General features: G+C 67.7%; 25 protein-coding genes and 1 pseudogene. 18 read left to right on the top strand and 8 right to left on the bottom strand.

Features of this window, described 5'->3' with window-relative positions; all coding sequences use genetic code 11:
• Window positions 1-152 precede the first annotated feature (152 nt).
• Together AC1RUS_RS13435 and AC1RUS_RS13430 are read left to right on the top strand one after the other, a co-directional pair.
• Window positions 153-2,189: an NAD(+) synthase gene (locus AC1RUS_RS13435; RefSeq protein WP_492916871.1), complete on the top strand. Its 2,037-nt coding sequence runs from the start codon at window positions 153-155 to the stop codon at window positions 2,187-2,189.
• Between the two features lie 115 nt (window positions 2,190-2,304).
• Window positions 2,305-3,597, top strand: a complete 1,293-nt coding sequence (locus tag AC1RUS_RS13430; RefSeq protein WP_492916869.1) for a mannose-1-phosphate guanylyltransferase — start codon at window positions 2,305-2,307, stop codon at window positions 3,595-3,597.
• On the opposite strand, the gene AC1RUS_RS13425 is transcribed toward AC1RUS_RS13430, so the two are convergent.
• Complete coding sequence (locus AC1RUS_RS13425; protein ID WP_492916867.1) at window positions 3,581-4,738, bottom strand: AGE family epimerase/isomerase; 1,158 nt, start codon at window positions 4,736-4,738, stop codon at window positions 3,581-3,583. The two genes, AC1RUS_RS13430 and AC1RUS_RS13425, sit on opposite strands and share 17 nt — an antisense overlap.
• A 100-nt stretch (window positions 4,739-4,838) precedes the next feature.
• Between AC1RUS_RS13425 and AC1RUS_RS13420 the strand changes: the two genes are divergently transcribed.
• From AC1RUS_RS13420 to AC1RUS_RS13405, 4 genes are all read left to right on the top strand, one after another.
• On the top strand, window positions 4,839-5,375 hold the full coding sequence (locus AC1RUS_RS13420; RefSeq protein ID WP_492916865.1) for a D-glycero-alpha-D-manno-heptose-1,7-bisphosphate 7-phosphatase: 537 nt from the start codon (window positions 4,839-4,841) through the stop codon (window positions 5,373-5,375).
• A 2-nt stretch (window positions 5,376-5,377) separates the two neighbouring features.
• Window positions 5,378-6,265, top strand: a complete 888-nt coding sequence (gene rfbD / locus AC1RUS_RS13415; RefSeq protein WP_492917120.1) for a dTDP-4-dehydrorhamnose reductase — start codon at window positions 5,378-5,380, stop codon at window positions 6,263-6,265.
• A gap of 38 nt (window positions 6,266-6,303) precedes the next feature.
• Entirely contained in the window at window positions 6,304-6,957 is a 654-nt protein-coding gene (gene fsa, locus AC1RUS_RS13410; RefSeq protein WP_492916863.1) for a fructose-6-phosphate aldolase, read from the top strand.
• Window positions 6,958-7,109: 152 nt separating this feature from the next.
• On the top strand, window positions 7,110-7,343 hold the full coding sequence (locus AC1RUS_RS13405; protein WP_492916861.1) for a hypothetical protein: 234 nt from the start codon (window positions 7,110-7,112) through the stop codon (window positions 7,341-7,343).
• 167 nt (window positions 7,344-7,510) lie between these two features.
• Here the strand turns inward: AC1RUS_RS13405 and AC1RUS_RS13400 are convergent, their stop codons facing one another.
• Window positions 7,511-7,747, bottom strand: a complete 237-nt coding sequence (locus AC1RUS_RS13400) for a hypothetical protein (protein WP_492916859.1) — start codon at window positions 7,745-7,747, stop codon at window positions 7,511-7,513.
• Window positions 7,744-8,178 carry a MarR family winged helix-turn-helix transcriptional regulator gene (locus AC1RUS_RS13395; RefSeq protein ID WP_492916857.1) on the bottom strand — a complete coding sequence of 145 codons (435 nt, stop codon included), beginning with the start codon at window positions 8,176-8,178 and terminating at the stop codon, window positions 7,744-7,746. The genes AC1RUS_RS13400 and AC1RUS_RS13395 overlap by 4 nt, the downstream gene beginning before the upstream one ends.
• Window positions 8,179-8,316: 138 nt before the next feature.
• On the opposite strand from AC1RUS_RS13395, the gene AC1RUS_RS13390 reads away from it, so the two are divergent.
• The 4 genes from AC1RUS_RS13390 (at window position 8,317) to AC1RUS_RS13375 (ending at window position 11,538) form a co-directional block, all read left to right on the top strand.
• Window positions 8,317-9,714 (top strand): pyridoxal-phosphate dependent enzyme, encoded by a 1,398-nt coding sequence (locus AC1RUS_RS13390; protein ID WP_492916855.1) that lies wholly within the window; start codon window positions 8,317-8,319, stop codon window positions 9,712-9,714.
• A 61-nt stretch (window positions 9,715-9,775) separates the two neighbouring features.
• Window positions 9,776-10,042, top strand: a complete 267-nt coding sequence (locus tag AC1RUS_RS13385; protein WP_492916853.1) for a type II toxin-antitoxin system ParD family antitoxin — start codon at window positions 9,776-9,778, stop codon at window positions 10,040-10,042.
• Window position 10,043: 1 nt separating this feature from the next.
• Complete coding sequence (locus tag AC1RUS_RS13380; RefSeq protein WP_492916851.1) at window positions 10,044-10,349, top strand: type II toxin-antitoxin system RelE/ParE family toxin; 306 nt, start codon at window positions 10,044-10,046, stop codon at window positions 10,347-10,349.
• A 13-nt stretch (window positions 10,350-10,362) separates the two neighbouring features.
• The gene (locus AC1RUS_RS13375; RefSeq protein ID WP_492916849.1) at window positions 10,363-11,538 is read left to right on the top strand and encodes a trans-sulfuration enzyme family protein; all 1,176 of its coding nucleotides are present in this window, start codon (window positions 10,363-10,365) and stop codon (window positions 11,536-11,538) included.
• On the opposite strand, the gene AC1RUS_RS13370 is transcribed toward AC1RUS_RS13375, so the two are convergent.
• Entirely contained in the window at window positions 11,468-12,454 is a 987-nt protein-coding gene (locus tag AC1RUS_RS13370; RefSeq protein WP_492916847.1) for a mechanosensitive ion channel family protein, read from the bottom strand. The two genes, AC1RUS_RS13375 and AC1RUS_RS13370, sit on opposite strands and share 71 nt — an antisense overlap.
• A 167-nt stretch (window positions 12,455-12,621) precedes the next feature.
• Here AC1RUS_RS13370 and AC1RUS_RS13365 point away from each other — a divergent pair, with 167 nt between their 5' ends.
• Both AC1RUS_RS13365 and AC1RUS_RS13360 read left to right on the top strand, forming a co-directional pair.
• Window positions 12,622-13,782, top strand: a complete 1,161-nt coding sequence (locus tag AC1RUS_RS13365; protein WP_492916845.1) for a DegT/DnrJ/EryC1/StrS family aminotransferase — start codon at window positions 12,622-12,624, stop codon at window positions 13,780-13,782.
• Between the two features lie 239 nt (window positions 13,783-14,021).
• A complete protein-coding gene (locus AC1RUS_RS13360) occupies window positions 14,022-15,221 on the top strand; it encodes a multidrug effflux MFS transporter (RefSeq protein WP_492917118.1) in 1,200 nt (399 codons plus the stop codon).
• On the opposite strand, the gene AC1RUS_RS13355 is transcribed toward AC1RUS_RS13360, so the two are convergent.
• From AC1RUS_RS13355 to AC1RUS_RS13345, 3 genes are all read right to left on the bottom strand, one after another.
• Complete coding sequence (locus AC1RUS_RS13355; RefSeq protein ID WP_492916843.1) at window positions 15,218-16,963, bottom strand: ATP-binding protein; 1,746 nt, start codon at window positions 16,961-16,963, stop codon at window positions 15,218-15,220. The genes AC1RUS_RS13360 and AC1RUS_RS13355 overlap by 4 nt on opposite strands.
• A 61-nt stretch (window positions 16,964-17,024) precedes the next feature.
• Window positions 17,025-18,650, bottom strand: a complete 1,626-nt coding sequence (locus tag AC1RUS_RS13350; RefSeq protein ID WP_492916841.1) for a cisplatin damage response ATP-dependent DNA ligase — start codon at window positions 18,648-18,650, stop codon at window positions 17,025-17,027.
• Between the two features lie 29 nt (window positions 18,651-18,679).
• Window positions 18,680-19,402 carry a hypothetical protein gene (locus AC1RUS_RS13345; protein ID WP_492916839.1) on the bottom strand — a complete coding sequence of 241 codons (723 nt, stop codon included), beginning with the start codon at window positions 19,400-19,402 and terminating at the stop codon, window positions 18,680-18,682.
• Between the two features lie 94 nt (window positions 19,403-19,496).
• On the opposite strand from AC1RUS_RS13345, the gene AC1RUS_RS13340 reads away from it, so the two are divergent.
• A complete protein-coding gene (locus AC1RUS_RS13340; RefSeq protein WP_492916837.1) occupies window positions 19,497-19,913 on the top strand; it encodes a PaaI family thioesterase in 417 nt (138 codons plus the stop codon).
• A gap of 790 nt (window positions 19,914-20,703) precedes the next feature.
• Here the strand turns inward: AC1RUS_RS13340 and AC1RUS_RS13335 are convergent.
• A pseudogene (locus AC1RUS_RS13335) lies at window positions 20,704-21,731 on the bottom strand (ligase-associated DNA damage response exonuclease).
• 25 nt (window positions 21,732-21,756) lie between these two features.
• On the opposite strand from AC1RUS_RS13335, the gene AC1RUS_RS13330 reads away from it, so the two are divergent.
• From AC1RUS_RS13330 to AC1RUS_RS13310, 5 genes are all read left to right on the top strand, one after another.
• Window positions 21,757-22,257, top strand: coding sequence for a PaaI family thioesterase (locus tag AC1RUS_RS13330; RefSeq protein WP_492916835.1), 501 nt, complete (start codon window positions 21,757-21,759; stop codon window positions 22,255-22,257).
• Window positions 22,254-22,673, top strand: coding sequence for a PaaI family thioesterase (locus tag AC1RUS_RS13325; RefSeq protein WP_492916833.1), 420 nt, complete (start codon window positions 22,254-22,256; stop codon window positions 22,671-22,673). The genes AC1RUS_RS13330 and AC1RUS_RS13325 overlap by 4 nt, the downstream gene beginning before the upstream one ends.
• Window positions 22,591-22,857, top strand: a complete 267-nt coding sequence (locus AC1RUS_RS13320; protein WP_492916831.1) for a DUF2256 domain-containing protein — start codon at window positions 22,591-22,593, stop codon at window positions 22,855-22,857. Before AC1RUS_RS13325 ends, AC1RUS_RS13320 begins: the two co-directional genes overlap by 83 nt.
• A gap of 133 nt (window positions 22,858-22,990) precedes the next feature.
• Window positions 22,991-23,089 carry a hypothetical protein gene (locus AC1RUS_RS13315; RefSeq protein WP_492916829.1) on the top strand — a complete coding sequence of 33 codons (99 nt, stop codon included), beginning with the start codon at window positions 22,991-22,993 and terminating at the stop codon, window positions 23,087-23,089.
• A 281-nt stretch (window positions 23,090-23,370) separates the two neighbouring features.
• Window positions 23,371-25,845, top strand: coding sequence for a TonB-dependent receptor (locus AC1RUS_RS13310; RefSeq protein WP_492916827.1), 2,475 nt, complete (start codon window positions 23,371-23,373; stop codon window positions 25,843-25,845).
• Window positions 25,846-25,903 lie beyond the last annotated feature (58 nt).

The following is a 25,903-nucleotide window of genomic DNA, read 5'->3' as shown; positions in this document are numbered from 1 at the left end:
GGCGCGAGGTCGCACGATGACCCCCGTGGGTCAAGTTTCGCGGGCTTTCGCGTGACACTTCGATGTCGCATCGGTGCTTTGCAACAACGGCCGGACGGGCTATAGCTGGATCGAGACTTATGCTCATTTTCAGCATAACTAAGGGGCCAGCCTTGGCGAACCTTCCGTTCTTCTCGCCCTACCGCCATGGCTTCGTCCGCGTCGCCACCGCCGTGCCCAAGGTCAAGCTGGTCGATCCGGCCGCCAACGCCGTCAGCGTGCTGGACCTGGTGCGCGAGGCCGACGCGGCCGGCGTGGCCGTGCTGGTGTTCCCGGAGCTGGGCCTGACCGGCTATTCGATCGACGACCTGCTGCAACAGGACGCCCTGCTCGACGCGGTCGAGGCGGCGATCACAACCTTGGCCCAGGCCAGCGAAACGCTCGCGCCCCTGTTCGTGGTCGGCGCGCCGCTGCGCGACGGCGGTCGGCTCTACAACACCGCCGTCGCCATCCAGGGCGGCCAGGTGCGGGGCGTGATCCCCAAGAGTTTTCTGCCCAACTATCGCGAATTCTACGAGCGGCGCTGGTTCACGCCGGGCGCGGGCGCGGTCGGCAAGACCCTGACCCTGGCCGGCGAGACCGTGCCGTTCGGGACGGATATCCTTCTTCGCTGTGGCGGCCCGTCGCCGTTCACGGTCGGCGTCGAAATCTGCGAGGACGTCTGGACGCCCACCCCGCCCAGCACCGCCCAGGCCATGGCCGGGGCCGAGATCCTGCTGAACCTGTCGGCCAGCAACATCACCATCGGCAAGTCCGAGACCCGCCGCCTGCTGTGCGCCAGCCAGTCGGCGCGGGCCATCGCGGCCTATGTTTATTCGGCGGCGGGGGCGGGCGAGAGCTCGACCGACGTCGCCTGGGACGGCCACGCCGACATCCACGAGCTGGGCGCCCTGCTGGCCGAAACGCCACGCTTCTCGACCACGGCCGTGATGGCCATGGCCGACGTCGATGTCGACCGCATCCGCCAGGAACGCATGCGGGTGGTCAGCTTCGGCGACGCCACGACCCTGGCTCCGCCCGCGACGCCGTTCCGGATCGCGCCGTTCGACTTCACGCCGCCCAAGGGCGAGCTGGCCCTGGCCCGCGCGGTCGAGCGCTTTCCGTTCACGCCGTCCGACCCCGCCAAGCTGCGCGAGAACTGCTACGAGGCCTACAATATCCAGGTCCAGGGTTTGGCCCGCCGGGTCGAGGCGTCCGGCCTGAAAAAGCTCGTCATCGGCATCTCGGGCGGCCTCGACTCCACCCACGCCCTGATCGTCGCCGCCAAGGCGATGGACCAGCTGGGCCTGCCGCGCGCCAACATCCTGGCCTACACCCTGCCCGGCTTCGCGACCTCGGACCGCACCAAGTCCAACGCCTGGAAGCTGATGACGGCGATGGGCGTCAGCGCCGACGAGATCGACATCCGCCCGGCCGCCGAGCAGATGCTGAAGGACCTGGACCACCCCTATTCGCGGGGCGAGCCGGTCTATGACGTGACCTTCGAGAACATCCAGGCGGGCCTGCGCACCGACTATCTGTTCCGCCTGGCCAACCACAACGGCGCGCTGGTCGTCGGCACCGGCGACCTGTCGGAGCTGGCCCTGGGCTGGTGCACCTACGGCGTCGGCGACCAGATGAGCCACTACAATCCCAATTCGGGCGTGGCCAAGACCCTGATCCAGCACCTGATCCGCTTCGTGGCCGCCTCGGGCGACGTCGACGCGGCGACCGCCGACCTGCTGGAAGACATCCTCAACACCGAGATCTCGCCGGAGCTGGTGCCGGGCGAGCAGGTGCAGGCCACCGAGAGCTTCGTGGGGCCCTACGCCCTTCAGGACTTCAACCTCTACTACCTGACCCGCTACGGCATGAGCCCATCGAAGATCGCCTTCCTGGCCTGGACCGCCTGGCATGACGCGACCCTCGGCGCCTGGCCGGTCGGAACGCCGGACGCTCAGCGCAAGAGCCACGACCTGGCCGAGATCAAGCGCTGGCTGGAGCTTTTCCTGAAGCGCTTCTTCGCCAACCAGTTCAAGCGCTCGGCCATGCCCAACGGCCCGAAGATCTCGTCCGGCGGCGCCCTGTCGCCACGCGGCGACTGGCGCATGCCCTCGGACGCCGCCGCCGACATCTGGCTGGCGGAACTGCACGCCAATACGGCGATCTGAGGCGATCGCGCTAAAAAGTTCGAGCTTTGTGCGGTTCGTCACCAGCGGCCGTTAAGAGACCCGTGCTAGTTGACGCTTCGATCCTGAGTGGGGGTCGAGAGACTGTGGGGGACCTGTGAGCGCGATTTATCCGGTGATCTTGTGCGGCGGCTCGGGCACGCGTCTGTGGCCAGCGTCGCGGGCTGACCAGCCCAAGCAATTCCTGAAGCTGATCGGTGACAAGTCCAGCTTCCAGGACACCGTGCTGCGAGTGGCGACCCTGCCCGGCCGAGCCGAGATCGTCATTGTCACCGGCGGCGCCATGGTCGACTTCGTGCTGGCCCAGACCGCCGAGATCGGCGTACCGGTCACCATACTGGTCGAACCCGAGGCCCGCGACTCGGCCCCAGCCGTCGCCGCTGCGGCCGCCTATGTCCAGTCGCGCGACCCCGAGGGCGTGGCCCTGATGCTGGCCGCCGACCACTATATCGCGCAGCCCGAGATCTTCGGCGAAGCCGCCGTCACCGCCGCCAAGGCCGCGGCCGAGGGCTGGATCGTCACCTTCGGCGTCAAGCCGACCGCCCCAGCCACCGGCTTCGGCTATATCCAGCCCGGCGAGGCGCTGCTGGACGGCAGCGTCAGCACCGTCGCCGCCTTCGTCGAGAAGCCCGACCGCGCCACCGCCGAGGGCTATGTCGACGACGGCTATCTGTGGAACAGCGGCAACTTCGCCTTCAAGGCCGGCATGCTGCTGGGCGAACTCGACGCCTTCGAGCCCAGCATCTCGGACGCCGCCCGCGCCTGCGTGGCCGCCCTGACCATAACAGACGGCGTCGCCCGCCTGGACAAGGCCGCCTTCTCCGGCGCCGCCAAGATCTCGCTCGACTATGCGGTGATGGAACGGACGAAGAAGGCCGCCGTCGTCCCCGCCGCCTTCTCGTGGTCGGACCTGGGCGCCTGGGACGCCATCTGGGACGCCTTCCCCAAGAACGAGGCCGGCAACGCCGCGTCCGGCGACGTGGCCCTGATCGACAGCCAGAACGTGCTGGTCCGCTCGACCGGACCCTTCGTTGGCGTCATCGGCCTGTCGGACATCGTGGTGGTGGCAGAACCCGACGCCATCCTGGTCTGTCATCGCGACGCCAGCCAGGCCGTGAAGACCCTGGTCGACGGCCTCAAGCGCGATGGCCGTTCGATCGCCACCGGCCGCGACCGCGGCGATGGTCCGCGCAAGGTGCTGAGCACCGTCGGCGGCTCGGAAGTGTCGGTCTGGACGTTGAAGGCCGGCGAGAGCGCCGAGCTTCCCGTCGGGTCGGTTCAGGTGCTGACCGGCGACACCAGCCTGGACGGCGCGCTGAAGACGATCGAAGCGGCGACCTCGGTCACCGCCTCGACCGCCGCGACCCTGCTCGTCACGCGGCGGCTGTAACCGCTCGGTCCATCTCTCCGATGGCGCAGACGATGTGGTAGAACGAACTGGCCGGCGCGGCTTCCTCGACGAAGGAGCCGTCCGGTTTCAGCTTGTCGCGCCACAGTCCCGGCACGGGCGTACGCAGATACTGCAACAGTCCTTCGGCCCCCGCCGCCGCCACGCCCCACCACTTGTCATCGCCGGTGATCTCGGCGGCCAGGACGCCGGCCTTGATGCGTTCGGTCTGCGGCCACAGGCGCGCGCCGGCGTCGTGAGCGCTCATGTCGTCGAGCATGGAATTGATCGCCACGCCTCGATCAGCGTCGCAACCGACGGCTTCGGCCAGGTCCAGCATGCGCAGGGCGGCGGCGATGGCGTCGGGGCGTCCGGCCAGCTTGCCCCAGCGCAGCAACAGCCAGCCCCACTCGTACTGGTGGCCCGGCTCCCAGATGCGGCCGTCGACGCCCGGACCGGTTCTCCAGTCGGCGGCGAAGAACTCGCGCAGCGCGCCGGTCTCGGGTGAGATGAACTTGGACAGCGCCAGTTCGGCGATTTCGTCGGCCAGGGCGCGCCAGGCCGGATCGCTGTCGACCTCGTTCCAGGCCAGGCAGGCTTCGAACAGGTGCATGTGCGGATTGGACTGCAACGGCAGGGTCTCGGGGACGGTCAGGTGGAAGCCGCCCAGCGGATGCTTCAGCGTCGCCATCAGGGTCTCGCGCACCGACACGGCGATCGCCTTGAGGTCGGTGCGCTCCGGCCTGACCTTGGTGGCCAGGCCCAAGGCGAACATGGCGAAGGCCTGATCATACAGCGCGGCGCTGTCGTCCAGGCTGACGCCGCCCGGCCCGACCAGGGCTCGGAACAGGCCGTCAGGCTTGCGATAGACCTTCAGATAATAGTCCAGACCGTGATCGACCGCCTCGCGCCAGGGGCCATCCCAGCCCAGCTCGCCAGCGGTCGAGAAGGCGTAGATCTGGCGTGGCAGCACCCGGCCCCGACGCGGTGAATCCTTGGCCTCGCCCGACTGTTCGATGGTCTCGAAGAACCCGCCGCCCGCATGGTCTGCGCCGACCTTCCACCAGAGCGGAAAGGCCGCGGACAGCGCCCATCCCTTCAGCAAATCGCGCAGGCGAACGGCGTCGGCGAAGGCGTCGGTCATCGGGTGCTCTCCAGGTGCGGGTGTTTTCTAGGCGAAGTCGGCGGGTCCCGCCAAGACGGAGCCTTGTTGCGATGCGCTCTCAGGCGATAAAGCTCGATCCATGGACACCCAGCCGCCTCTTCGCGCCGTCTTCCTCGACCGGGACGGCGTTCTCAACATCGATCATGGCTATGTCAGCGATCCCGAAAAGCTGGACTGGATCGACGGCGCGCGCGAGGCGGTGGCGGCCCTGACCCGCGCCGGGCTGAAGGTGATGGTGGTCACCAACCAGTCGGGGATCGGGCGCGGCTATTTCGACGAGGCGGCCATGAACGGCTTCCATGCCGAGATGCAGAAGCAGCTGGCGCCGCTGGGCGGCAAGATCGACGCCTTCTATTTCGCGCCCCACCACGAAGACGCCGCCACCCCGGCCTATCGCGTCGCCGACCATCCCGACCGCAAGCCCAATCCCGGCATGCTGCTGCGCGGGCTGGCCGACGCCGGCCTGACGCCCGCCGAGGCGGTGATCATCGGCGACAAGGACAGCGACGTCGAAGCCGGCCGTCGCGCCGGCATGCCGGGCTACCTGTTCCCCGGCGGCGACCTGCACGCCTTCGTCGTCGCGGTGTTGGGCGACCGGGTCCCGGGCCTCAAATGACCCTGAAAGTCCTGCAGTTCGGCGCGACGGGACAGGTCGGCCAGGCGCTGGTCGCGGCCGCGCAAGGCCAGGTCGAACTCACCACCCTGTCGCGGGCGCAGGTCGAACTGACCGACCCGGCCGCCATCCGCGCGGCGATCCTGGCGGCCGACTGCGATCTCGTCTGGAACGCCGCCGCCTTCACCATGGTCGACAAGGCCGAGGCCGAGCCGGAAGCCGCCTTCGCGGTCAACGCGACCGCGCCGGGCGCCATGGCGGCGGCCTGCGCCGAGCGCGGCCTGCCCTTCGTCCATCTGTCGACCGACAGCGTCTTCGACGGCCAGACGAGCCGGCCCTATGTCGAGACCGACCCCGCCGAACCGATCAGCGTCTATGGCCGCTCGAAGCTGGCGGGCGAAGAGTCCGTTCTGGCCCACCCGCGCACGGCGGTGCTGCGGGTGTCATGGGTGTTCTCCCGCTACGGCCGCAACTACGTCTCGTTCATGCTGGAGCTGGGCCGCTCTCGCGACGTGCTGAAGGTGGTCGCCGACCAGCATGGCAGCCCGACCGACGGCGAGGCCCTGGCCGGCTTCATGGTCGCCAACGCCAGGCGCTGGGCCAGCGCTGAGGCCGCGGACCCGGCCTTTGGCCTTTTCCACTTCGCCAATGCCGGTGAGACCAGTCGCTTCGACTTCGCCAAGGCCGCCATCGACCGCGATCCGCTGACCCGCGCCCGGCTGGAGCCGACAACCCAGGCCGCCTTCGCCGAGCCCGCCGCCCGTCCGCCGCGCTCGCCGCTGGACAGCGGAAAACTCGCCAGGGTGTTCGATTTCACGCCACAACCCTGGCGGTCAGCTGTCGAGCGCGTCGCGGACCAGCTTGTGCTGGCGTGGCCGGCCCCGGCGCGATAAACCGGGCAAAACCCCCATAAATTCAGCGTAAGAGCATCATGCAGATCTTCCTCGACAGCACCGACACCAAGGTCATCGCCGACCTCAATTCCACGGGTCTCGTGGACGGCGTCACCACCAATCCGACCCTGATCGCCAAGTCGGGCCGTCCGATGCTGGAAGTGATCGCCGAGATCTGCGACTTGGTGCCCGGCCCGATCAGCGCCGAAGTCGCCGCCACCACCCATGAGGCGATGATCGCCGAAGGCAAGAAGCTGGCCGGCATCGCCCCCAACGTGGTGGTCAAGATCCCGCTGACCCGCGACGGCTTGATCGCCTGCGCCGCCTTCGCCAGCGAGGGCATCTCGACCAATGTCACCCTGTGCTTCTCGCCGACCCAGGCCCTGCTGGCCGCCAAGGCCGGCGCGACCTTCGTCTCGCCCTTCATCGGCCGCCTGGACGACTATGGTTTCGACGGCATGGACCTGATCCGCGACATCCGCACGATCTACGACAACTACGGCTACGAGACCGAGATCCTGGCCGCCTCGGTGCGCAACGTCGCCCACGTCAAGGAGGCCGCCTTGGTCGGCGCCGACGTCGTGACCATCCCGCCCTCGGTGTTCTCCGACCTCTACAAGCATCCGCTGACGGACAAGGGTCTGGAGCAGTTTTTGAAGGACTGGGCGGGCACCGGCCAGTCGATCCTCTAAGACCGATTCCATAAGGATTACAGCGATCTGGCGAACCCCACGCGGGCCTGCCGGATCGCTGTAAACTTATCACGGATTATTTCGCAGCGGCGAAGCTGGTTCGCAAATGCGAATTCGTGCGTTAGGGTGGGGCTGCCACAGGGGAGACCGCCATGGTCCCGACCGACGCCACCGCCGAGATCCGCCTCGCCAATTCCGACGAGGCCGACCGCTTCTCGACCTTCGTCCGCGGCTTCCTGTCGGCGAACGGCTTTCCCTTCGTGATCATCCACGACGCCCCTGAGCTGGCTGGCCAGCTGCGCCGGGTGGTGTTCGAGGACGCCAAGATCAGCGCCAAGTTCGCCAGCGAGTGGCTGCGCCTGCGCGGCACCGCTGGCCAGGCCTAGAGCCGCCTTCTACCTCGTTAGAGGTCCAAAATGCTTGTCATCCCGGAAGCGCGTAGCGCTGCCGGGACCCAGGGGCCGGCGCATTGCGGCTGTGCTGGGTCCCGGCTCTCCCCCGGCCTTCGCCGGGGTGCGGCCGTGATGACAAGAATTTTGGCGTCTAGAAAGCCTCAGGCCGAGAGCCGCGCCAGCACCTGGGGGTGATCCTTCCAGGCCGGCATCCTGGCCATGTAGGCGATCGTCTCGGTCTCGGCCTGGCCGCGCGGACTGCCGCGCCGCTCCTGCCATTGCACCATCCGCTCGAACCGGGTGTCGAAGTCCTGCAAGGTCCCGTCCTCGGTGACACAGTACTGGCAGTAGTGGCCGTTCTCGATCGGTTGGCCGCAGCTTTCGCAGTTGTGGCTCATGGTCGGGCTCCTTTCAGCTGGGCGACGAAGGTCTGGAAGAGATCGAGCAGGGCGTCGCGCTGCTCGGGCGAAAGACCGGCGGCGGCGCGCGCCAGCTGGTCGTGATCGAGCACCTCGCGCGCCTCGGTCAGGGCCGCCTGGCCGGTCGGGGTCAGCCAGATCAGGCTGCGGCGAGCGTCGAGGGGATCCCGGTCGCGGGTCAGCAGCGCCTTGCCGACCAGATGGTCGACCATTTCGCTCAGCGTGCTGGGTGCGCGATCGATGTGCCTGGACAGCTCCGAGGACGTCAGCGGGCCGGCCGCCGCGAGGTGGTCGAGCAGGGCCACGGTCTCGGGCGACAGCCGCTCGCGCTTGTCGCGCACGCGCCGCGCGGCCGTGACATAGACGGTGCGGAACAGGGCCTCGAAGTCGGTGGCGAAACGATCGGTCATGCGGTGACGCTAGGATCGCGCCATTACTTCGTAAATCCCGAACGATCGGCGTTCGTCGAGCTTGGCCTGCCCCTTTGCTTCTTGCGCGAACCGGCCCTATCTAGGGGAAATCGTTTCTCAAGGACGCGGAGCTGCGCCATGAACGACCCCAAAACCGCGCTTCCGCCCGTCGTGGGGTCCGCGCTCGACCTGATCGGCAACACCCCGATGATCGAGGTCAAGAACCTCGACACCGGCCTTTGCCGCCTGTTCCTGAAGCTGGAAAACCAGAACCCCGGCGGCTCGATCAAGGACCGCGTCGCCCGCGCCATGATCGACGCGGCCGAGAAGGACGGCCGGCTGAAGCCTGGCGGCACCATCATCGAGGCCACGGCCGGCAACACCGGCCTGGGTCTGGCCCAGGTGGCGACGCTAAAGGGCTACAAGCTGATCCTGATCGTTCCCGACAAGATGGCGCGAGAGAAGATCCTGCACCTGCGGGCCATGGGCGTGGACGTGCGCCTGACCCGTAGCGACGTCGGCAAGGGCCACCCCGAATACTACCAGGACATGGCCCAGACCCTGGCCCAGTCGATCCCCGGCTCGCTGTACGCCAACCAGTTCGAGAACCCGGCCAATCCCTACGCCCACGAGACCACCACCGCCCCCGAACTGCTGGCCCAGATGGACGGCGACATCGACGCCATCGTGGTCGGCGTCGGCTCGGGCGGCACCCTGACCGGCGTCGGCCGCTTCATGCAAAAGCACTCGCCGAAGACCCAGATGGTGCTGGCCGATCCGGTCGGCTCGATCCTGTGCGACTACGTGGCCACCGGAACCTTCGGCGAGGCCGGCAGCTGGATCGTCGAGGGCATCGGCGAGGACTTCATCCCCGACAACGCCCAGATGGACCTGGTCTCCAAGGCCTATTCGATCAGCGACCGCGAGAGCGTCGACACCGCCCGCCTGCTGCTGAAGAAGGAAGGCATCCTGGGCGGCTCGTCGTCGGGCTGTTTGCTGGCCGCGGCGCTGAAATACTGCCGCGAACAGACCGAGCCGAAGCGGGTGGTCACCCTGGTCTGCGACACCGGCTCGAAATACCTGACCAAGATGTTCAACGACTTCTGGCTGGCGGCCCACGGCTTCGACGGCCGAGAGCTGCACGGCGACCTGCGCGACCTGATCGCCAAGCGCTATGTCGACGGCGGCGTGGTGGCCATCGGCTCCGACGACACCTTGCTGACCGCCTATAACCGCATGCGCTCAAGCGACGTCAGCCAGCTGCCGGTGGTCGATCACGGCAAGCTGGTCGGCATCCTCGACGAAAGCGACATCCTGGCCGCCGTCGAGGGCGACGAGGAACGCGACCTGCGGTTCAAGACCCCCGTGGGCAGCGCCATGACCCGCGCGGTCAACACCCTGCAGTCGACCCAGGGCGTCGACGCCCTGCCGGAAGTCTTCGATCGCGACGAGGTGGCCCTGGTCTGCGAGGGCGAACAGTTCCTGGGCGTGATCACCCGGGTGGATTTGATCAATCACCTGCGGATGAGCGCGTGATTGTTGCGGAAACGTTCTCGCGGAGTCATGCTGCGGTGGCGAGGATCAAGACGAGGATCGCATGACCATTGAAGTCCAATTGCCGCCGGCCTTGGAAAAGTTCGCACAGGACTGCGTGGCCGAGGGCCGCTACGAGGACGTCAGCGACGTGGTCAATTCGGGTCTGCGTTTGTTGCTTCAGGCCGAGGAACGCCGGCAGCGCTTGAATGCTTCCTTGGATGAAGCCATCGCGGAAGCCGACCGTGATGGTTATTTCACCGCCGCTGAGGTCGCCACGGAAATGAGGGCCATCATCGAGGCCGTGGGTCGCGAAACCGCGAACTGGTAGCGTGCCGTCGGCGTCGATCACGCCACAGGCGCGGCGAGAGCTTCATGCGGCGGCCCGCTGGATTGCTCACGATAGTCCGCGCGCGGCCCTGAAACTTGTGGCGACCATGACGGACGCGGCCGACGCCTTGGGCCGAAACCCCCATCTGGGCGTCGAACAGCCGAACCTCGTGCGTCGTCCGTTTCGCTTGTTTCCGATGAAGGGCTACCCTTACGTTCTCGTCTATGACCCCACGCCTAGTCCGCCAGTGATCGCCCGCATGCTCCATGGCGCTCGCGACCTAGCCGAAATCCTGAAGTCTCTCTGACCCGCGAGCCCGCATGACCGACACCCCCGGCAAGAACCGTCTCGCCTTCGAGACCCGCACCATCCACGGCGGGCAGTTCCCCGACCCGACGACTGGGGCGGTGATGGTGCCGATCTACGCGACCTCGACCTATGTCCAGTCAAGCCCCGGGGAGCACAAGGGCTTCGAATATAGCCGCAGCCACAACCCGACCCGGTTCGCCTTCGAGCGGTCGATCGCCGACCTGGAAAGCGGCGCGGCGGGCTTCGCCTTCGCCTCCGGCCTGGCGGCGGCCTCGACCATCCTCGAGACGCTGGACAGCGGCGCGCATGTGATCGCCAGCGACGACCTCTATGGCGGCTCGTTTCGGCTGTTCGACAAGGTGCGGAAGCGCTCGGCGGGTCTGAAGTTCAGCTTCGTCGACATGGGCGACCTGTCGGCCATCGAAGCCGCCATCACCCCAGAGACCAGGATGATCTGGGTGGAGACCCCGACCAACCCGATGCTGCGCCTGGCCGACCTGGCCGCCATCGCCGAGCTCGCGAAAAAGCGCGGCCTGATCACCGTCGCCGACAACACCTTCGCCAGCCCCTACGTCCAGCGCCCCCTGGAGCTGGGCTTCGACATCGTCATGCACTCGGCGACCAAGTACCTGAACGGCCACTCCGACGTGGTCGCGGGCGTCGCTGTGGTAGGCGACAACGCCGAACTGGCCGCCCAGATGAAGTTCCTGCAGAACGCCGTCGGCGCGGTGCTGGGCCCGTTCGACAGCTTTCTCGCATTGCGCGGCGTCAAGACCCTGGCCCTGCGCATGGAGCGCGCCTGCCAGAGCGCCCTGACCATCGCCCAGTGGCTGGAAGCCCGGCCCGACATCGAGCGGGTGATCTATCCGGGGCTCCCGAGCCACCCGCAGCACGACCTGGCCAAGCGTCAGATGCTGAACGGCTTCGGCGGCATCATCTCGGTCGACGTCAAGGGCGGCCTGGCCCCGGCCCGGCGGATGCTGGAGCGCACGCGCCTGTTCACCCTGGCCGAAAGCCTTGGCGGGGTCGAAAGCCTGATCGAGCATCCGGCGATCATGACCCACGCCTCGATCCCGGCCGAGCAGCGCGCGGCCCTGGGGATTTCCGACGGCCTGGTCAGGCTTTCGGTGGGGATCGAGTCTTGCTCGGATCTGATTTCCGACCTCGACGCGGCCTTGGCAGCTTGAACATCAGGTGATGCTCCCCCTCGCCCGGCATGACCGGCGAGGGGTCCTTGGCCTTGGTCGGGCGCGGCGGCTCCAGGTCGACGCGCGCCGGATCGTCGGCCAGCAGGTGCGCGGCCAGCATCAGGTCGGTCTTGACCGAGGCGAAGTCTTCCCTGGCCGTCCAGGCGCGGATCGCCGCCTGGGCGAAGGCCTCGGAGAGGTCGGTGACCTCGATTTGCACGGCCGGGTCCTTGCGAATGCGCGGATCGCTCTCGGCGCGCTCGCGCAGGCGCTTGAGCACGGCGACCAGGTCCGTCTTCAGCGGCACCTTGAACAGAACATCGACCCGGCGATTGCGGTGAGTCGAGTAGTTCATGATGACGTCGCCGAACACCTTGCTGTTGGGGATCATCACCTTGATGTTGTCGGGCGTGGCGATCTCGGTGAACAACAGGTCCAGCGCCTTGACCGTGCCGATGCGGGTCGAGGTTTCGATGGTGTCGCCCACCCGGTACGGACGAAACAGCAGGATCATCACCCCGGCCGCCACATTCGACAGCGCGCCTTGCAGGGCCAGGCCGATGGCCAGCGAGGCCGCACCCAGCACGGCGATGATCGAGGTGGCCTGCACGCCCAACTGCTGCAACACCGCCACCAGACCCACGGCCACGACGGCATAGCGCACCAGCGACGACAGGAAGCTCTCCAGCGTCGGGTCAGGGTTCTTGCGGTGCACGCGGCCCAGGCCCCGCTTGGCGACATTGGACAGCCAGCCCGCGATCCAGAAGGTCAGCAGCAGGATCAGGGCGGCGACCACTAGGTTCACCGCCACCTTGCCCAGCCAGTCGAGGAAGTGCCCCAGCATGGTCTCGTCGGCCTTCACATTGGCGATCGAAGGAAGCTTGGCGTCGGGCGGAATGATACTGGTCTTGGTCATGAAGGTCTCGATGGCGCCCCCGCCACGAGCGGTCAACGGCGAGGCCCCGCGTCGTGTTCCCGACACGCCGCACCGCCGAAAGATGCGGCCGCGCTTCGTCGTTTCGAAACAGTCGGTTACATCAATTGGCTCGAACTCGCCTCGATCCGCCCTTAAGAGCGCCGCCCATGAGCATGCCCTTCATCGACCTCGCCGCGCAGCAGCGCCGGATCCGCGACAAGATCGACGTCGCCATCGCCAAGGTGCTCGACAGCGGCGCCTATGTGATGGGCCCGCAGGTTCGCGAGTTCGAGGCCCAACTGGCCGCGTTCGGCCAGGCCAAGCTCGCCCTCTCCTGCGCCAACGGCACCGACGCCATCGCGCTGCCGCTGATGGCCTGGGGGATCGGCAAGGGCGACGCGGTGTTCTGCCCGTCCTTCACCTTCGCCGCGACGCCGGAAGTCGTGCCGTGGGTCGACGCGACCCCGGTGTTCGTCGACGTGCTGCCCGACACCTTCAACCTGGACTCCGCCAAGCTGGAAGCCGCCATCGCCGGCGTGAAGGCCGACGGCAAGCTGAAGCCCAAGGTGGTGATCGCCGTCGACCTCTTCGGCCAGCCCGCCGACTATCCGGCCCTCAAGGCCATCTGCGATCGCGAGGGGCTGAAGCTGATCTCCGACAGCGCCCAGGGCTTCGGCTGCACGCTCGACGGCAAGCATCCGCTGCACTGGGCCGATGTGGCCACCACCAGCTTCTTTCCGGCCAAGCCCCTGGGCTGCTACGGCGACGGCGGGGCGGTGCTGACCAACGATCCGGTGCTGTGGGACCTGATGGACAGCTACCGCGTCCACGGCAAGGCGGTCGGTCCGGACCTGGAAGGCAAGACCTTCGACCACGACCCCAAGTATCTCAACACCCGCATCGGCATGAACTCGCGCCTCGATACGATCCAGGCGGCGATCCTGATCGAGAAACTGGCCATCTTCCAGGAGGAGATCGACCTGCGGCAGGTCGTGGCCAACCGCTACGCCGACGGCCTGGCGGGCGCGGTGCTGGCCACGCCCAAGGTCATCGACGGCGGCGTGTCGGTCTGGGCCCAGTACGTCATCGAACACGAGAACCGCGACGGCCTGGCCGCGCACCTGAAGACCCAAGGCGTGCCGACGGCGGTCTATTATCCGGTGCCGATGCACGTCCAGGCGCCCTACGCCCACTTCCCGCGCGGCGCCGGCGGCCTGCCGGTGACGGAAGCCAAGGCCGAGACGGTGCTGGCCCTGCCGATGCACCCCTATCTGGGCGAGGCCGACCAGGCGAAGATCATCGACGCGATCCGGGCCTTCAACGGCTGAGGTCACTGGCCCCCACCTGATCGCTTCGCGATCGTCCGCCCCCATAGGGGGCAGATGAAACGCGCCGACTCATCTTCCCCCTATGGGGGAGGAGCGCGAAGCGCGGAGGGGGCAAGGGGTATGCGCGACGAACAAGCCGCCCTATATCCCGCCCCACACGCGTCTCGCGCCCGCCGGCGCCACGGCGTCCGGCGGAAGACAGCATGTCCGACACGACCAACCCTCCGCCGCACCCCGGCATGGGCTTCAAGCAGTTCGTCGCCCTGATCGCGGCGATGATGGCCACCAACGCCCTGGCCATCGACTCCATGCTGCCCGCCCTGCCGCAGATCGGCGACTCGCTGGGCGTGCTCAGCGCCAACAAGCACCAGTGGATCATCACCGCCTACCTGCTGGGCTTCGGCGCGGCGCAGCTGTTCTATGGCTCGCTGGCCGACCGTTTCGGGCGCAAGCCGGTGCTGATGGTCGGGCTGGCGCTCTATGTGCTGTTCGCCGGCCTGTGCGCGTTCTCGACCTCGTTCGAGATGCTGCTGATCGCCCGCGCCCTGTGCGGCGTCGGGGCGGCGGCCACCCGGGTGCTGTCGGTGTCGATCGTCCGCGACTGCTACAGCGGCCGGCAGATGGCGCGGGTGATGTCGCTGTCGTTCATCGTCTTCCTGGCCGTGCCGATCATCGCCCCGTCGGTGGGCCAGGCCATCGTGCTGGTCGCGCCGTGGCCGTGGATCTTCGGCGTCCTGGCCATCTTCGGCCTGCTGGTCATCGCCTGGGCGGCGATCAAGCTGCCCGAGACCCTGCACCCCGATGACCGCGTGCCGCTGGAAGTCGCGCCCGTGCTGGCGGCCTTCAAGGAGTGCCTCACCAACCGCGTCGCCGTCGGCTACACCCTGGCCGCCACCCTGGTGCTGGGCGGCCTGTTCGGCTTCCTGAACTCGGCCCAGCAGGTGTTCGTCGACGTGCTGGGGGCGGGCAAGCTGTTCACGGTGATCTTCGCGGGCATCGCGGCCGGCATCGCCGTCGCCTCGCTGGTCAATTCCCACATCGTCGGCAAGCTGGGCATGCGGCTGGTCTCGCACGCGGCCCTGTGCGGCTACATCACCTGCGCCGGCATCCATGCCCTGGTCGCGCTCAGCGGTCACGAGACCCTGTGGACCTTCGCCATCCTGCAGGCCTCAATGATGTTCTGTTTCGGCCTGACGATGTCGAACTTCGGCTCGATCGCCATGGAGCCCCTGGGCCACCTGGCCGGCACGGCGGCCTCGGTGCAGGGCTTCATGACCACCATCGGCGGGGCCCTGTTCGGCTTCTGGATCGGCCAGCTGTTCGACGGCACCGTCGTGCCCCTGACCCTGGGCTTCACCGGCTTTGGCCTCGCCGGCCTGATCGCCGTGCTGATCACCGAGAAGGGCCGACTGTTCCACGCCGGCCCGTCGGCGGCTTAAGCAGTCCTGGCGCGGTCCAGCGCCGCGTAGAGGGCGCGGATGTCCAGGGGCTTGGCCAGCCAGTCGGTCATGCCCGCCTCGCGGCAGGCCTCGACCTCCTCGGTGGCTACGCCGGCGCTGAAGCCGATCACCGGCACATCGTGGTTCAGCCCCTGGCTCGCCCGCAGACGGCGCGTGGCCTCGCGGCCGTCCAGGCCCGGCATGTTGACGTCCATCAGCACGATGTCGAAGCGCTCGACGGCCAGGCGCTCCAGCGCCGCCAGCCCGTCCGGCGCGGTCGCCAGGGTCACGCCCAGCGGCTCCAGCACCAGGGCCAGGGTCCGGCGGTTCACCTCGTGGTCGTCGACCGCCAGGATGTTCAGCGCCGCGATCGACGGGGCCCCGGCCTCGTCCGGCGCGACGGCGGCGACCTTCTCCTCGCGGCCTTGGGCGAGCGTCAGGGCCAGGCGGAAGATCGCGCCCTGGGGCAGGCCAGGACGGGCGTCCAGCTCGCCGCCCATCAGCCGCGCCAGCTGCCGGCTGACCGCCAGGCCCAGGCCCGTGCCGCCATAGGTGCGCGCCGTCTCTTGCGAGGCCTGGGTGTAGGGGGTGAACAGCCGCGCCATGGCGTCGGGGGCGATGCCGGAGCCGTTGTCCTGCACCTCGATCACCACCTTCAGCCGTCCCTCGCCCGCCGGCTCGGCGTCCAGGCGCAGGGCGATCTCGCCCTCGTCGGTGAACTTCACGGCGTTGGACAGCAGGTTGTTGAGGATCTGGCGCAGGCGGAACGGGTCGCCCCGCACCCAGACCGCCGGCTGCTCGCCCGGCGGCTCGCGCAGGCTGAGGCCCTTGGCCGACGCCCCGGCGGTCCAGAAACGGGTGGCGTCGCGGATCGCGCCCAGCAGGTCGAAGTCGCGCTCCTCCAGGCTCATGGCCCGGGCCTCGATCTTGGCCTGGTCCAGCATGTCGGTCAGAAGGCCGGTCATCAGGTGGCCGGCGTCGACGATCAGGTCGGCGGTGGCCGTGGTCTTCTCGGGACTCGAGCCCCGGCGGATCAGGTGGGCCCCCGCCAGGATCGCCGACAGCGGGGTGCGCAGCTCGTGGCTGACGATGGCGGCCATGGCGGCGCGGTCGGCCACGGCGTCCTCGGCCTGGATGCGGCGGGCGTCGGCGTCCTCGCGCGCGGCGATCACCGCCCGGCGGGCCAGGTGCATCCGGCTCCAGATGCCGTGCACCACCAGCATGAAGAACACCACCGTCGCCGCCAGGATGGTCACCAGGCCGTGCGGCCGGCTTTGCCAGAACCACAGCGGCATGGCCGCCAGGCTGAGCGCGTAGGGCGTGGCCCCGATATAGAACAGCGGCCGGCAGTCGACGCCCGAGGCGACGTTGTTGAGCATGCCGCCGGCCAGCACCAGCAGGCCCACCACCACCAGAACCATCTCGCCGCCCATCCACAGCAGGGTGGCGACCACCGCGTGGACGATGGCCATCACCGCCATCGCCGCCAGCGCTAGCACAACATGGCCGTGGACGTTTCGGCTGGGAAAGCGGCCCTTGGCGAACGGCCGCACCGCGATGAATTCCAGGGTCTGGACCGTGGCGCTGGTCAGCAGCCAGAAGACGATCAGGTCGCCTCGCCCCACCAGGTGCAGGGCCCAGGCCAGCAGGCCCGTCAGCCCGCAGCGGACGACGATCTGCTTGTAGCGCTCGTCGGCGTTGGCCGGCAGGTGCGGCAACAGGGAGTCCAGGAACTGAGGCATACGCGATCTCCTGGACCCCGGGCCTAGTCGGACATGGCAAACAACAGATGAACGCTATCCGCTAGTCGAGCATTCGCTCCAGCGTTTCGAGTACGTCGGCCTCGCGCGCGGGCTTGTCCCAGCGAATTCGGCTGATCCGCGGGAAGCGCATGGCCACGCCGGACTTGTGCCGGGTCGAGCGCTGCAGCCCCTCGAACGCCACCTCGAACACCAGGCCGAAATCGAGATCGGCCCGCACCGAGCGCACCGGCCCGAACCGCTCGATGGTGTTGTCGCGCACGAACTTGTCGATCTGCTTCAGCTCCTCGTCGGTGAAGCCGAAATAGGCCTTGCCCACCGGGGTCAGGGCCCGCTCGCCCCGCTCGTCCTCGCGCCAGACGCCGAAGGTATAGTCGGAATAGAAGCTGGACCGCTTCCCATGCCCCCGCTGGGCGTACATCAGCACCGCGTCGATCAGCCGGGGATCGCGCTTCCACTTGAACCACGGCCCCTTGGGGCGGCCGGGCTCGTAGACGCTGTCGCGGCGCTTCAGCATCAGGCCTTCGGAGAGCTGGGCGTCACCTTCCGGCGGCTCGGCGCGCAGGGCGGTCAGTTCCTCCCAGGTCGAGAAGGGCTGCAAAGGCGACAGGTCGATGCGCGGGCTGTCGATCCGGGCCACGAAGGCCTCCAGCCGCGCCCGCCGCTCGACGAAGGGCAGGCTGCGCACGTCGGTCTCGCCGTCCAGCAACAGGTCATAGGCGCGGATCCCGGCCGGGAAGGCCGCAAGCTGCTTGGCGTCGACGCTCTTGCGGTTCAGCCGCTGCTGCAGGTCGCCGAACGAGGCCAGGGCCCCGTCGCGGATCACCACCAGTTCGCCGTCGATCGCCCCGTCGAAATCCAGCGCCGCCAGCACGTCGGGAAAGGTCGCCGAGATGTCGTCGCCGGTGCGGGTGTAGAGCCGCCGCTCGCCGCGCTCGCTCACCGCCTGCACGCGGATGCCGTCCCACTTCCATTCGGCGACGTAGGCGGCGGGATCGAGCTTGGCGAAGTCCACGGCCTCGTCGATCGCCTGGGCCAGCATAACCGGCCGGAAGCGTCCCGGCGCGTCGGGCGAAGGCCGTTCCGAGCGGCCCTCCAGCCAGGCGAAGAGATCGCCATAGGGCGGCTCCAGCGCGTGCCAGATCTCCTCGATCTCACCGATCTCGACCCCCCCACGCAGATTGGCGCCGAGGTTGGCGCAGGCCTGCTTGGCCAGGCGCGAGGACACCCCCACCCGCAGGCCGCCGGTCATCAGCTTCAGCAGCGCCCAGCGGCCGTCGGCGTCCAGGGCGTCCAGCCAGCCCTCGATCAGCCGCTGCACCTCGGAGCGCGAGGCGGTGCGCAGGGCCTCGATCACCTCCGAAAGCTCCGGCTCGCGATTGGGGCCTGGCCGCGCCGGCCAGGCCAGGGCGACGGTCTCGGCCAGGTCGCCGACATAGTCGTAGGACCAGGCGAACAGCTGAGCGTCCATCCGCGCCTCGATCGCCTTGCGGATGAAGGCCGGCTTGGCCGCCGAGAACGACAGGGCGCCGGTCAGGGCCGCCAGGGCGAAGCCGCGATCCGGGTCGGGCTGGCCGCGCAGGAAATCCTCGATCAGGGTCAGCTTGGCGTTGCGCGAGCTGGTCAGGGACAGCCGGTCCAGCAGGGTGGCGAAGGCGCGCATGGACATCGAACGCCTCCCCGCCCGCTCGGTTCAGGTCAGCTTGCGCGGGTTTCGTCGAGCTGGCCCAGGATCATGATCTTCTGCCAGATCTTGCGGCCCAGGTCCGAGGTCAGAGTCTCGATGTCGTTGACCGCCGAGACGATCACCGGATCGTCGCTCTCGCCGGCATAGAGCGCCGCCAGCTTGGCGGTCAGGGCCAGCATCTCGGCGCAATAGTCCAGGTAGCGGGCCAGCTGGAAGCGGTTCATCTCGCGAGCCGGCGAGGAGGCGGTGCGCGGGCCCAGCACCAGGGTCGGGTCCTTGGTCAGCTGGTGCATGTCGATGACGTGGGCGTAGGAGCGCAGCTCGTGCAGGGCCTTCTGCACCCGGCCGCGTTTCCAGCGGGTCTCCAGCGACAACAGGAACCAGGCCGCCGCCCCCGACAGCACGATCAGGTTGACCGCCGACTCCAGGCCCGAGGCCAGGCCGAAGCTGTCGGCCTTGTTCAGGCTGGCCATCCAGTCGAGCCGAGCGAACAGCCCGACCTCCAGGCCGATGGCGACCACGACGATGGCCAGGACCAGAAACCGCAGGCCCAGATAGGGCCGCGACAGCCGCCTGGCGCGCTTTTCGGTGATGCGGGCGGTCGCGGTCAGTTCGGCGCAGACCCGCGCCAGGCCGGCGTCGGGAAAACGCTCCGACACCCGGGCCCGCAGGTGGTCCAGGGTTTCGACCACCTTGGCCGCGTCCAGCTTGCGCCCGCCATCCGTCCTGGCCATCGGCTCTCCCCGCTTCGGCGCAAACGCTAGCATGGCCAAGGCGCTTGAAGTCAATTCAAACACATGTTTGAATTGACGGACCAGGAGACCGGTCATGAGCTTCCAGCCGCCCGAACCGTTCGTTCCCCATCCCCGCAAGAGCCCGCTGACCACGCCGTGGGAGCCGCTCTACGCCGACATCCGGGAGGATCGCTGGGTGCTGGGGCTCGAGATCCGCGACCCGCACACCAATTCTCGCGGCGCGCCCCACGGCGGGCTGATCGCCGCCCTGGCCGACAACGCCATGGGCCTGTCGTGCGGCGTCCAGCTGACCCGCGAGAAGATCCCCTCCAACGGCCTGGTGACGGTGTCGCTGTCCGTCGACTATCTGGGCGCGGCGAAGCTCGGCCAATGGCTGGCGTTCGACACCGACTTTATCAAGCTGGGCAAGAGCCTTTGCTACGCCGACGCCACCGTGCTGGCGGACGGCAAGCCGGTGGCGCGGGCGCACGCGACGTTCAAGGTGGTGTGAGGGGTCGGCGCCCTGTTCGTCATCTCTCGCAAAACGTTTGTCATCCCGGCCGCAGCGAAGCGGAGAGCCGGGACCCAGGGGCAACCGCACTGCCTTGGCCCCTGGGCCCCGGACAGCCTCTGCGAGGCTTCCGGGATGACAAGAATTTTGGGCTGAGCGCGAGGATAGAACTCGCTCTATCCGTTGAAATCGTGATGCCGAACGCCGCAAATTCAACACGTTACGACTTTCTCAGATAGCGCTTTCCACCGCGCCGAAAACGGCCCTCATACTGTTCCTAGCCCAAGGCAAGGGAAGGGACGTCGGCCGGCGACCTGATGGGCCTTGGGGTGTGATCGCGCGGGAGCGAGGGCGGGGGACGTAAACCCGCCCATCGGGAGCAAGCCAAGGCTCCCGCCCGTCCGAAGGTCCGCTCCGGGTCCCTCCGGAATCGGCGTGGCTTGCAGCTTTCGAGCTGGGTCCGTCGCGAGGAGGACAAATCCGGGTGGGGCAAAAGGCTGAACAGGCCTGCGCGCCCCGGCCAGAGGGAAAACGGTCACGCGGAGCGGACGGCTTCGTCGAAACGGTACTTAGAAACACGCTCATCCGGACGTCGTCCGGACGCTCCGCGACCCTTCCCACCATCGCAGCGAAAGCGCGAGGTTGCCGACGCTCGTGAGGACCCCCTCAGTCGCTCCGCGACAGCTCCCCCGAAGGGGAGCATCTGCGCGGCGTAGATCCTCCCCCTTTGGGGGAGGTGGCCCAGGGGGCCGGAGGGGGTCCTCCACGGCGTCAGAAGGAGCACCAGAAATCACTCCCCCTCCTCCTCGTCATACCCCACCAGCCGCAACGCCCGGGCCGGCAGGCCTTCCAGCTCGCACCACCGCAGAAGGGCCTCCTCCCGACCATGGGTGATCCACACCTCGCCCGGCCGCAGCTCGCTCAAGGTCGCCGTCAGCTCGTCCCAGTCGGCATGGTCGGAGAGAATCAGCGGCAATTCGACTCCCCGCTGGCGGGCTCTCGCCCGCACCCGCATCCAGCCCGAGGCGAAACAGTCGACCGGATCGGGGAAGCGCCGCGACCAGCGGTCGGCGATCGCCGAGGGCGGGGCGATGACGATCTGGCCGGCGAAGTCCTTCTTGGCCTGGCCGGTGGTGGCGGGCAGCAGCGGCCCCAGGTCGACGCCATGGGCCTCGTACAGCGCGTTCAGCCGCTCCAGCGCGCCATGCACATAGATCGGCTGGTCCCAGCCGCCCTCGCGCAGCAGCCTGATCACCCGCTGGGCCTTGCCCAGGGCGTAGGCCCCGACCAGGTGGGTGCGTTCGGGGAACTGGGCGACGCTGGCCAGCAGGTTGGCGATCTCGCCCTTGTCGTCGGGATGGCGAAACACCGGCAGGCCGAAGGTGGCCTCGGTGATGAACACGTCGCAGGGGACTGGCTCGAACCGCGCGCAGGTCGGGTCGCGGCGACGCTTGTAGTCGCCGGAGACCACCATGGTCAGGCCCTTCCAGCGCACCACCGCCTGGGCCGAGCCCAGCACGTGGCCGGCCGGGACCAGCGTCACCTCGACGCCATTGTGGGTGATGCTCTCGCCGTAAGGCACGCTCTGGCGCCGCTCGGTGAAATCCTCGCCATAGCGGGTGGCCATGATCGCCAGGGTCTCGGGCGTGGCCGCCACCGTCCCATGGCCAGCACGAGCGTGGTCGGCGTGGCCATGGGTGATCACCGCCCGGTCCACGGGCCGGACCGGGTCGATATAGAAATCCCCTGGCGGGCAATACAGCCCGTCCGGTCGGGGACAGAGAAGGTCTTCAGGCTTGATCACAGTGGATATGACAACGCTCGCGCTGCTAATCCTAGTTCCATGAGTGAGCACAATGAACAGACCCGCCTCATCGCCACGGCGATGAACGAGGGCAGCCCGCAGGCGCGGGCGCTCGGCTTCACCACCCTGGAGATCGGCGACGCGGTCGCCATCCTCAAGGTGCCCTATCGGCCCGAGATCGTCGGCGATCCCGAGACCGGCGTCATCGCCGGCGGGGTCATGACCACCCTGCTCGACCACGCCAGCGGCCAGGCGGTGCATGCGGCGCTGGAGGCCTGGACCTCGATCGCCACCCTGGACCTGCGCATCGACTACATGCGTCCGGCCGAGCCGGGTCGCGACGTGCTGGCCCGCGCCCATTGCTACAAGGTCACCCGCTCGGTCGCCTTCGTCCGCGCGGTCGCCTACGAGGACGACCCGGAGGATCCCGTGGCCACCGCCCAGGCGACCTTCATGCTCGACAGCAGCGCCGGCAAGAAGCCCGGCGCCAATCTGAAGCCGCCGCGCTCCAAGCCTCCGACCACGGGAGGCGCGGCATGAGCGACGCCGACACCCGCCTGGTCGCCGTTCTCGGCTCGATCCCCTACGCCCGGTTCCTCGGGATCACGGCCGAGCTGGCCGGCGACGAGATGACGGCCATCCTGCCCTTCGCCGACCACATCGTCGGCAATCCCATGCTGCCGGCCATCCATGGCGGCGTTTTGGGCGCCTTCATGGAGATGACGGCCCTGGCCCAGCTGTCGGTGGCCTCGCCGATGAAGCGTCAGCCGCGCACCATCGACGTCTCGATCGAATATCTGCGCTCGGGCCGGCCTCTGACCACCTACGCCCGGGCCAGCATCAAGAAGCTGGGCCGGCGGGTCGCCAACGTCCATGTCGAGGCCTGGCAGGAAACCCGCGCCGCGCCGATCGCCACGCTGCGCGGCATCTTCCTGGTCGCGCCGTCGGAGGAGTGAGGTGACCCGCGCGTCACGGGGCGGACGCGATGGCGGAAAGGCCGTGCGCAAGGGCGACCTGCCCTCCAAGCCATGCCTGGCCTGTGGGCGGCCGTTTACGTGGCGCAAGAAATGGGAAGCGGTGTGGGATGAAGTAAAATATTGCTCCGATAGGTGTCGATCACATAAAATTACACCAATGTAATGCGAATTGATGGCTGGAAGTTTCTTAAAAAGCCTTCATGACGCAAAGGTAACGGGTATTCACCAAACGGCGGGCCTATATCCCTCATCACCGGACGCGAACAACCGCGCCGGCCAACAAAGGGATCAAGACCATGACCATCAAGTCCAACGCCTTCGCCAACGTCGCCACCCTGGTTCTCGCGGTTCTGCCGCTCGTCGTGATCGCCGGTTCGCTCGTCACGAGCTTCTAAGTGATCGCCGCGTAGCTCCGCCGGGCGGCTGTCCCCACCGGACGGCCTCGGCGGAGCAAGGCGTTTCAGACGCCGCCAGGACGCACAACTCTCAAGCGTTCAACATTTCCCAAGACTACAGACCCCGTCATCTTGAATACATTTGCCGCTGTTGACGTAATATTGCGGCGATATATGGCCGGATAGCGGTCATACTGGGTCGAAACTGACCCTCTAAACCCTTGTCGTTCCGACGCCGTGTCGCGGTTTGGTTCGGATTTCAAACAGGGGATGTTTCAAACATGACAGCCAGACGACAGGCCTTCCTGGCCTCGAGCGCGCTTGTCGGCAGCCTGCTCATCGGCTCCGCGGCGTTCGCCCAGTCCACCGCCACCAGCGAGCTCGACACGCTGGTCGTGACCGCCGCCAAGGGTCCCAAGACCATCGACGGCGCGATGGCCGCCGAGACGGCGCCGAAGTCGAAATACACCATCACCAACCAGTTCCTGGCTCGCCAGCAGGACGGCCAGACCGTGTTGCAGTCGCTGAACCTGGTGCCCGGCGTGGTCTTCCAGAACAGCGACCCCTACGGCTCGTCGGGCGGCTCGATCCGCCTGCACGGCCAGGACGGCGCCCATATCGGCTTCCTGGTCGACGGCGTGCCGCTGAACGACGGCGGCAACTACGCGATCTACTCGAACCAGCAGGTCGACGCCGAGCTGATCGAGCAGGCCAACGTCAACACCGGCTCGACCGACGCCGACACCGTCACCGCCTCGGCCACCGCCGGCGTGATCAACTACACGACCCTGAAGGCCACCCACGACGCCGGCGTCGTGCTGAAGGCCGGCCTGGGCACCGACAACTATCGCCGCGTGTTCGGCCTGGTCCAGACCGGCGACTTCGGTCCGCTGGGAACCCGCGCCTGGGTCTCGGCCAGCTACCAGAAATACGACAAGTTCAAGGGCGAAGGCTCGCTCGAGAAGAAGCAGATCAACGCCCGCATCGAGCAGGACCTGGTCAAGCCGGGCGACTTCCTGGCGCTGAACCTGAACTACAACGAGAACCGCAACTCCAGCTACTACGCGCCCTATCTGGCCACCTCGACGGCCTCGATCGCCGCCGACGTCGACCGCTATGGCGACGACGTCGACTACAACACCTCATGGACCACGCCGACCGCGGTGAACGGCACGGCCGACACCGTCCCGACCGGCAATTCGACGACCCTGCTGGGCTTCTACGGCCCGCGCATCAACCCGTCGAACACCGGCACCATCCGCGGCCAGTCGCGCTTCACCCTGGCGCCGAACGTCAAGCTGACGGTCGACCCCTCGTTCAACTACACTCTGGCCAATGGCGGCGGCACGACCAGCCTGTCGGAAACCGCGATCCAGCTGCTGAACGCGGCCGGCACGTCGGGCGTCGACCTGAACGGCGACGGCGACACCAAGGACACCGTCCAGGTCTATTCGCCCAGCAACACCAACACCCGTCGCTATGGCGTCAACACCTCGCTGATCTGGGACGTCACCGACCATCACCGGGTGCGCTTCGCCTACGCCTTCGACCAGGCCCAGACGCGCCAGACCGGCGAGTACAGCCTGCTGACCAGCGACGGCTTCGCGGCCGACGTGTTCAGCGGCAAGGACGGCTACGGCACGCCGATCTACAACGCCGACGGCCAGGTCGCCCAGAAGCGCAACCGCTTCTCGGAAGCCACCTTCAAGCAGCCCAGCGTCGAGTATCGCGGCGAGTTCCTGGACGAGCGGCTGGTCGCCAACATCGGCGTCCGCTTCCCGACCCTGGACCGCGAACTGCACCAGTACTGCTACTCGAAGGCCGGCTCGACGACCTATTACTGCACGTCCAAGACGGCGACCTCGACCGCCGCCCTGGCCAAGGGCGCGGTAGCCCAATCGGTCGTGATCAACGGCTCGACCTACTTCTCGCCGTTCGCCGCGACCCGCAGCTTCGACGCGGTCCTGCCCAATGTCGGCCTGTCCTATCGCCTGAACGACACCGGCGCGGTCTATGTCAGCTATTCCGAGCAGATGTCGTCGCCCAAGGTCGACAACCTCTACACCCTGACCAGCACCGGCGCCCTGGGCTCGGTCGAGCCGGAAACCGGCAAGACCGCCGAGATCGGCTATCGCTTCCATACGCCCAGCGTCATGGCCTCGATCAGCACCTACAAGACCGAGATCAAGAACCGGATCGTCAGCACCGTCGACCCGACCGACAACACCTATATCGACCGCAACGTCGGCGCGGTTGAAATCAAGGGCGTCGACGGTCAGGTTCAATGGCGCATCGACGAGCATCTGACGACCTACGCTTCGGCCGCCTATACCGACGCCAAGCTGCAGGACAATCTCTATGTCAGCAGCACGCTCGGCTACGCCATGACCGCCGGCAAGCAGGTGGTCGAGACCCCGAAGTGGACCTTCTCGGGCCGCCTGACCTATGACGTGGGCCGGTTCTCGTTCGGCATCCAGGGCAAGTTCGTCGGCGACCGCTACATCACCGACGTCAACGATCTGGAAGTGCCGCACTACACCGTGTGGGACGCCGACATCCGCTACGATATCGGCGGCGACGGCTGGAAGAAGTCCTACGTTCAGCTGAACGTGACCAACCTTTTCGACGAGAAGTACTACGGCAACCTCAGCGGAACGACGACCAGCGCGACCCCGGGCGCAGCCGGCTACGGCCAGCCCTACGCCCTGCTCGGCGCGCCGCGCGCTGCGGTGATCAGCCTGCGGACCGCCTTCTAGGGTCCGTTTTTCCTTCCCAGCAGACTTCGGGGCGGTCCAGCGATGGGCCGCCCCTTTT

Source organism: Caulobacter sp. GW821-FHT10F06, from assembly GCF_058809215.1.
Note: the sequence above shows the minus strand (reverse complement) of the source record. Positions and strands in the feature narration are given on the sequence as shown.